Annotated in this window: 5 protein-coding genes, 1 tRNA gene and 2 pseudogenes; 4 read left to right on the top strand and 4 right to left on the bottom strand. The window is 67.2% G+C overall.

The window, feature by feature from the left end:
* Positions 1-1,383 precede the first annotated feature (1,383 nt).
* Positions 1,384-1,570 (bottom strand): annotated as a pseudogene (locus B056_RS45685) (Tellurite resistance TerB); the annotation flags it as partial.
* 340 nt (positions 1,571-1,910) lie between these two features.
* Here B056_RS45685 and B056_RS35315 point away from each other — a divergent pair.
* Together B056_RS35315 and B056_RS45285 are read left to right on the top strand one after the other, a co-directional pair.
* Positions 1,911-2,774 (top strand): ISAs1 family transposase, encoded by an 864-nt coding sequence (locus B056_RS35315; RefSeq protein ID WP_268258347.1) that lies wholly within the window; start codon positions 1,911-1,913, stop codon positions 2,772-2,774.
* Positions 2,696-3,085, top strand: coding sequence for a hypothetical protein (locus B056_RS45285; RefSeq protein WP_268258348.1), 390 nt, complete (start codon positions 2,696-2,698; stop codon positions 3,083-3,085). Before B056_RS35315 ends, B056_RS45285 begins: the two co-directional genes overlap by 79 nt.
* 45 nt (positions 3,086-3,130) lie before the next feature.
* Here B056_RS45285 and nhaA read toward each other — a convergent pair whose 3' ends face one another.
* Both nhaA and B056_RS0105825 read right to left on the bottom strand, forming a co-directional pair.
* On the bottom strand, positions 3,131-4,456 hold the full coding sequence (gene nhaA, locus B056_RS0105820) for a Na+/H+ antiporter NhaA (RefSeq protein ID WP_026239380.1): 1,326 nt from the start codon (positions 4,454-4,456) through the stop codon (positions 3,131-3,133).
* 288 nt (positions 4,457-4,744) lie between these two features.
* Complete coding sequence (locus B056_RS0105825) at positions 4,745-5,455, bottom strand: IS6 family transposase (protein WP_018500956.1); 711 nt, start codon at positions 5,453-5,455, stop codon at positions 4,745-4,747.
* A 200-nt stretch (positions 5,456-5,655) separates the two neighbouring features.
* Here B056_RS0105825 and B056_RS0105830 point away from each other — a divergent pair.
* Positions 5,656-5,728, top strand: a tRNA-Lys gene (locus B056_RS0105830).
* A 669-nt stretch (positions 5,729-6,397) separates the two neighbouring features.
* Here the strand turns inward: B056_RS0105830 and B056_RS0105840 are convergent.
* Entirely contained in the window at positions 6,398-6,916 is a 519-nt protein-coding gene (locus B056_RS0105840) for a transposase (RefSeq protein ID WP_051105551.1), read from the bottom strand.
* 18 nt (positions 6,917-6,934) lie between these two features.
* Here B056_RS0105840 and B056_RS35320 point away from each other — a divergent pair.
* Positions 6,935-7,639: pseudogene (locus B056_RS35320) on the top strand (ISL3 family transposase); the annotation flags it as partial.
* Positions 7,640-7,922: the final 283 nt, after the last annotated feature.

Below are 7,922 nucleotides of genomic sequence, written 5' to 3' on the forward strand. Positions count from 1 at the left end.
GGTCGCCGCCTCGTACTCCGCCAGGATCCGCATCTTGTAGCCCGGAGAGAACTGCCGGCGCCGTGCCTTCGCGGGCACCTCCGGATCCGGCCGCCGGCGCTGCGTCTCGTCCTCGCTCACCCNACCATCGTCAACCGGCCAGCGAGCCGCTGTCAGCCCCGCATCCATCTAGATCAAGCTCCCAACCCGCCCTCGTCACTGGTTAACAGACATCCTCTGCCTCGAACCAGCTTGGCAGGTAGGGCGACCGAACATCACCCTCAGCCAGAAGGCTGATGGAGCGTAATCGGGAGCGCCCGCGTCCACTGCGGCCGGCAAATGGAGGCTGATCGTAGAGTATGAGCCGTCTCCCGCCCCGAGCATCTACCGCTACCTGCTCGCTCCGCGTCGACAGCCGACCCTGACGATGTGCCCGATCCACGCGGACCGTCGGATGAGGTAGCAACCCACCTGCCGTGCCGGACCGCGCCCGCGCTGACGGGAAGCAGGGCAACTGAGAGATCAAGATGAGACCAAGGAAGCCACCGGCGCGCCGGTGGCTTCTGTCTTGTCTGCATACGACGGTGGACAGAACCGGGCACAACCCGAACCGCCAGCCCACCATCCCCGGACCCACGATCGTCATCCCCGCTCGCACAAGCAGGCCGCCTACCAGCGGAAATGCACGGCGACGCCGTCGTACGTCGACACCCGGGGCCCCGACGACAGCCACCGGATGACAGCCACGGTTGGGGCTGCGGTCATGGCGGCCCTCACCACCATCCATCGACGCTGACGTCATCACGACGGATCCTTATATCAGTCGCGATGACCGGGATGGGCGCGCTACACGGCACCCAACGGTGCCGATGTCACGCCGTACACCCACCTGATCATCACGGCACAGATTGGACGACGGACCAGCACGGACGACTTTTTCGGCAGGTCAATCTACAGAGAACAACCGAGTTTTAACCAGCTCGAATCCTGCGATCCAATTCCAGCATGATCAAAAAATTTCCGACCTACATAGTTTTAAAATCGACCACTTCAATTCGAACTCGAATATTTCCCGACACTCAATGCTCGCTAATCGGGCCCGATGCGACAAAAGATCTTACGCCGTCAGGCGTAAGGCCTCCCGATTTTTCGACACAGACCGGCGCGAGCCATGCCGGCGACGATTTAGAGGCCGCGTTCCTCAGCGATTAGCAGGCCGAGTATCTCCCGGGCGGAGGCCTACGAGAATGTCGGAGACGAACACCAGCGGTTTGATCCCGGATCATGTGAAGATGTCGGATCTCTCGGGAGCGTTCCCGAGTGAGTACGACCCCGGTAGCAGATCAGATCGCGCAGGCGGAGCCCGTTGCCGTGTCTGGTCCTGCACACCTCAGGCTCGCCGGTACCGATCTGGATGACGGCTCGGGCTTCTGCTTGGCTTCTTCTTCGGCTTGGCGACCTCCTGCAGGACCGACATTTCTCCGAACGCGAAGTCGGTCTGGATCTTGGTGAGGTAGTCGTTCAATCCGCAGTGCAGGTCGTCGGCGGGGAAGTTGGTCAGGACATCGTTCGTGGTGATCAGAAAGGCGACTGCTGCCGCTTGTCATTTTTTGTGAGGGGTATCGGTGGGATGGGCAATGGCATCCTCGGTGGCGGGTTCCTGGAACGCGTCGGGGATGCCGTCGGCGTCCCAGGGCTCTTGCAAGGACGCGATTTGATGGGATCGGCCCGCTCTGTCAGGCTCGGCTGATCGGTCCTGGTAGAGGGCGGTGTGTGGGAGCGCGGGCACGGCTGGACCACGTGTCGCGGGCAAAGGGACAGGCACGCCACTTGTAGATCACGGAGATGTCTTATGTCCTCGTGGTCTGGAGTGCGGCGTGCCTGTGGGCGCATTGTCGCGCGCCGCGGCCGGTGTGGTGGGAGCCGGCGACGTGTCGCGTGCGGAAATCTGGGAACGGCTCGATCTGGTGACCGACCAGCGGTCGCCTCGCGGGCTGGTCTACCCGTTGCGGTGCCTGGCCGCGGTGTGGCTGTGCTCGCTGACGGCGGCGGGCCACGACCGGGTGTCGGCGGTCCGCGGGTGGCTGAGGCGGACCAGTGACGAGGAACGCGCGCGGCTGCGCCTGCCGTGGGACCCGTTCGACGGCTACCGGCTGCCGAGCGCCGCGACGATCCACCGGTTCCTTGCGGCCGTGGATGACGGGGAACTCGCCGTGGCCCTGCTCGACCCACCGCTCGACCCGAACCCGCCAGCCGAGGAGGAAGCCTGCGGGCAGCAGGAACCCGCCGCCCAGGCGGATGTGGCTACCCGGGAACGCGTGGCGGTGGAGTCGGCGGTCGCGGTCGACGGCAAAACCAGCCGGCACGCGAAACGCGCCGACGGCAGCCGGGTGCACCTCGTCGGCGCGGTCAGCCACGGCGACGGGCGGCTGCTCGGTCAGGTCGAGGTCGACGCCAAGACCAACGAGACCACGGTGTTCCGCCGGCTGCTACGGCCCCTTGACCTGACGAACGTGCTGGTCACGGCCGATGCCCTCCACACCGTGCGCGCCAACCTCGACTGGCTGGTCACCGCGAAGAACGCCCACTACCTTGCCGTGATCAAGAAAAATCAGCCGACGATGTGGGCGTTCCTGGCCGGCCTGCCCTGGGCCGACATATCCCGACCGGCGCCACCACCCGCGACCATGGCCACGGCCGCGACGAGACCCGCGGCATCAAGGCCGCCACCGTCGCCCACCTCGACTTCCCGCACGCGGCCCAGGCGATCCGCATCCACCGCTGGCGCCGGGTGAAAGGCAGGCCGGCGACCCGCGAGACCGCCTACGGGATCACCAGCCTCACCTTCGAGCAGGCAGGGGCCGCGCTGCTCGCGACGTTCGCCCGCCAGCACTGGCACATCGAGGACCGCCAGCACTACGTCCGCGACGTCACCTTCGGTGAGGACGCCTCCACCAGCAGGACCGGCCGGGCCCCCGCAGCCCTCGCGATCTTCCGAGGCGCCGTGATCACCGCGATCCGCGCCGCGGGCTACCGCTACATCCCCGAAGGCCGCCTCGACCACGTCACCGCGACCGCCGCACTCAACCTCCACGGCTTCCCATGACAAACCCGCCACTCCACCTGAACCCGACATCCAACGCCATCAAGGTCATGACGCGTTCTCGCAAGAGCCCTGGTCGGCGTCCCGGTCGATCGTTTCTTCTTCCTCGATCCTGCGGTACACGCGGTTACGGGTTCGGAGGACCACTGCCGCGAGCAGCGCGGAGACCAGGGATCCAAGGAGGATCGCCGCCTTGGCATGGTCGTCGCGCTCGGTCCCGTCACCGAACGCCAGCTCACCGATGAGCAACGAGACCGTGAAACCGACACCGGCCAGCAGGGCGACACCGAGGACGTCCCACCAGGCCAGGCTCTGATCCAGCTCGGCCCGGGTGAACCGGGCCAGCAGGAACGTGGAGCCCAGGACCCCGACCAGCTTGCCGACCACGAGACCCAGGGCCACACCCAGGCCCGCGGGGTCACGCAACGCCGCGCCGATCCCGCCGTCACCCAGCGACACACCGGCCGCCATCAACGCGAAGATCGGCACGGCGATGCCGGCGGACACCGGACGCCAGCGATGCTCGAACCGCTCCGACATCCCGACGTGTGCCCCTGGCTCCGGGCGGGCGGGTACCGCGAATCCCATCAGCACCCCGGCGATGGTCGCGTGCACCCCCGAGGCGTGCATGAGCGCCCACGCGACGACGGCGAGCGGCAGCAGCAGCCACCAGCGGCCGGCACCCCGGTTCACCAGGAGTGTGAATAGGACGATCGTCGCGACCGAGCCGGCCAGCGGCGCCGGGCTGAGCGAGTCGGTGAAGAACACCGCGATGATCGTGATGGCGAGGAGGTCGTCGACGACGGCCAAGGTCAGCAGGAACGAACGAAGCGCGACCGGCAGATGGGTGCTGATGATGGCCAGCACGGCGACCGCGAACGCGATGTCCGTCGCCGTCGGCACCGCCCAGCCTTCAGGTGCCCCGTCCGCGGACAGGCTGTTGACCAGGGTGTAGATCAGGGCGGGCATCGCCATCCCGCCGACCGCCGCGACGATCGGCAGGGCCGCGCGGCTGGGTGATCTCAGATCCCCCAGGACGAACTCGCGTTTCAGTTCGAGGCCCACCACGAAGAAGAAGATCGCGAGCAGGCCGTCGGACGCCCAGTGCGCCAGGTTCAAGCGCAGATGCAACGCCTCCGGCCCGACGTGGGCGCCGGTCAGCGTCGCGTACGCCGCACGCCAGGGCGAGTTCGCCCAGACCAGCGCCACCACCGCGCCAGCCAGCAGCAACAGGCCACCCACCGTCTCGCTACGCAGCACGCCGGTGACCTGCCGAGCACGGGACCAGCCCGGCCGCGTCAGGAGCCGGGCGGGAAGAGCACCGGACCGACCCGGGCCTTCCGGCGTCGGGGTACCAGACGGTGCGGCGGACATCCACATCCCTTCGAGAAATCCAATCGCATGCGGCATCCCTCCGCGCGTCCCATGACCACCTCGAACCGGTCACACAACGCACACAGACCAGACGCATCTTCATGCCGACCAGACTTCCCGGCGCACCGCCTCCCACCCTATCGGGCCCGATTGGCCGGGGCACAGTGCCCTGCCCCACGACCCGCAGCCCGCCCGCAGTCGGCTCTCCCTGTCCCGCGCCGATCCGGACCGGGGGCGCTGTTGCATTGGGCGGAGGCGGGGCGTGGTGGAGCCGTCTCGGGCGGGCGGTCAGATGGCCAGGGTGAGCTCGGTGAAGGCAGCCGTCAGCCGGTTCCGGGGGTCGGCATCGACGCCCAGTTCGTAGTGGCCGCGGCGGATGTTCTGCACGAACGCGTGCCCGGAGCCGATGATCTGTGCGGAGCGGAGGCCTTTCAGGCCGCGCATCGGCTGTAGTCGTGTCTTGAACCGGCCGTGGTCGGCCTCGATCGGATTGTTCGCGTACTGGTCGTCGACGTGATGAGCGGCGGGGAGCTGTTCGTCGAGGACTCGTGGGTAGGAGGCGGCCCGGTCGGTGGTCACCTCGACGGGCCGCCGGCCGTGGGACAGNGCNCGGGTAAAGAACCGGCGGGCCGCGGCGAGATCCCGCTTCTCGGAGGCCAGCACGTCGATGACCTGGCCGAACTGGTCGACGGCCCGGTACAGATAGGCCCATCGTCCGGCGACCTTCACATACGTCTCGTCGACGAACCAACGATCACTCGGTGTGTGCCGGCATGGCCGGGCCGCGTCGATCAGCAGCGGAGTGAACCGGCGCACCCACCGGTAGACGGTCACTTGATCAACGACCAGGCCGCGCTCGGCAAGCAGCTCCTCCACATCCCGGTAGGACAAGGCGTAGCGCAGGTACCACCGCACCGCCAGGACGATCACCTCGGGAGGGAAGCGGAACCCGGCGAACTCCGACGTCGGAACCGGTGGACGGACACGACGTCGACGCATCCTCTGATCATGACTGATCGGCGGCTACGCGAAGGTGGACATCGCCGATGCAACAGCGCCCTACCCCCGACACCACACCACGACCGACTAACCCACGCCGCCCCGTCCGCCCCGGCCGCCGTGCGACACGCACCCCACACGCGGGCTCCGACAGCCAGCCGGCACTCCAGGCCACACAGTTCGGTATCATGACTCTCGCAGGGCCGTTAGCTCAATTGGCAGAGCAGCCGGCTTTTAACCGGCGAGTTCAGGGTTCGAGTCCCTGACGGCCCACATCGGATGGCCTTTTCTGGACATTTTTAAATGGACTTCAGGGCTTCATATAGTTCGAAATTTTGAGACTCCGGAAATTCGTGGATCCTCCCCTTCTTCCGGCGCCCATGAATCCGAACGGTGTGCATCCGCCTGATATTATCGATCAGCCTTTCGGTTGGGCGTCGGTGGCAGTCTGGCAAGGCGATCGGGCTACCTGGGTCGACGTTGGGTCCGGATTAGAGGGCGAGGATCGCCTCGCACCAGTCTGGCGGTCCTGACGCCATGTGAGGCGCGCTACTTCGCCGCTGACAATTCGATGACGAGCCGGTCAGCCTCGCGGGCAAGCAGTCCGGCAAGGTCCGGATGATCGCCGAAGGTGCGGGTCACCCTCAGCAGCTCGACGCACATGAACAGCCGAGCCAGGGCCCCTTGACTCAGGCCCAGTTCCGGAGCCCCACAGGCAGTCGTCTGGGGCAGTGGTACCGCCGGGATGCCCCGCCAGAGATCGCAGTGTGTAGTCGGTGAGACGTTTTCAGTGATCTCTGGCATCGCTGTAAGCACGTTGCCCGCGTCGCCGAACTCGACGGTCAGGCCGTGGAGCCCTCGCTGTCGGCCCACGGTGTAGACATGCCGACGATCATTCCGAGATCAGGTTCGGAGGCAAAAACCCTGCTAGTGCAACGTTCCTTAAAGGCGGTAGACGAACTGGCGGCGGGGTCTGCGGGTGGGTGGGGACGGGCGTCCACAGATCCAGGGTTTCGCGTGGGCGTTGAGCTGGGTGGTGGCCACCTCGACGGCGTGGGTGATCTCGTCGGGATCGGCGAAGGTCTGGCCGGCGAACGCGGCCCGGCGTAGGAGTCGCCACCAGCCTTCGGCCAGGTTGAGCCAGCAGGCCTTCTTCGGGATGAATACCTGTTGGATGCGTGGGTGGTGGGTCAGCCACTCGCGGACTTTCCCGCTGGTGTGGGTGGTCAGGTTGTCGGTGACGATCCGGATCGGGCCGCGGGGGTTGGCGTGGATGACCTCGGTGAGCAGCCTGATCCAGCCGTCGCTGTTGCGAGCCGGGGCGCAGTAGGTGATCTCGGTGCCGTCGCGGATGCGCAGGGCGCCGAAGACCCAGGTCTTCTCGCTGCTACGGGAGTACTCGCGCTGGGGCCTGTAAAAGTAACGGCTCTGCCGCACATCCGGTGGTAGCTGACGTGGCACTCTATGTCACTATCCGTCATGGTTGGTGTGGATGGCCTGGTGGCGGTGGTGTTCGCAGGGTTGGCGCCGTTGGTCGTGGAGGACGTGGCGGACGAGGGTGACCGGATCCGGGTCACGGCGCGGACTCCGGACCGGCCGGTCGCGTGCCCCCGCTGCGGCGCGTTGACGGCGCGGGTGCACAGCTATCACGTGCGGACACCGGTGGATGTGGCGCTGGATGCACGCCGGGTGCTGCTGGGTGTGCGGGTCCGTCGGCTCGTGTGCCCGACGCGGGGCTGTCTGCGGACGTTTCGGGAGCAGGTCCCGGGTGTGGTGGAGCGTTACCAGCGGCGCACCGTCCGGCTGGCGGCCCAGGTCGGCGCGGTGGTCCGGGAACTCGCGGGCCGCGGCGGGGCCCGGGTCCTGGGCGCGTTGTCGGTGCGGCTGTCACGGGACACCGCGCTGCGCTGCCTGCTCCGTCTCCCCGTGCCGCCGCCCGAGGTCCCGCGGGTCCTGGGGGTCGATGACTTCGCGCTGCGCCGCCGTCACCGCTACGCCACGATCCTCATCGACGTCGAGACCCGCCGCCGCGTCGACGTCCTGCCCGGCCGTGGCGCTGACGTCCTGGCGGCCTGGCTGCGNGCNCATCCNGGNGTNNAGGTCGTCTGCCGGGANGGCTCNGGNGCCTACGCCGAAGGGATCCGCCGTGTCCTACCCGACGCCCGGCAGGTGGGAGACCGGTGGCAGTGCGCCATGAGGCGCCTGGTTGTATCCCCGGCTCAGCCGGGAGGAACTCGGAGGGAGGTTCCTGGGTTCGATGGCTTACCTGGATCCGAAAGGTGAAGGGGACAGCAGCATGCCATTGAAGCGGTGGCCGTGCTCAGGCGTTGGAGGCGGCGCACCGCGGAACCCGCGTGATATGGCGAAGGCTGGATTGCTTGAATCCTAATTCCCAGAAGATGGAAGGTCGCATCCGTCGGAAATTGACGTCCGAAGCCGACGCCGCGCTCTGCCCTGGTTTGATGCC

The organism is Parafrankia discariae (assembly GCF_000373365.1).
GTDB classification, from domain to species: Bacteria; Actinomycetota; Actinomycetes; order Frankiales; family Frankiaceae; genus Parafrankia; species Parafrankia discariae.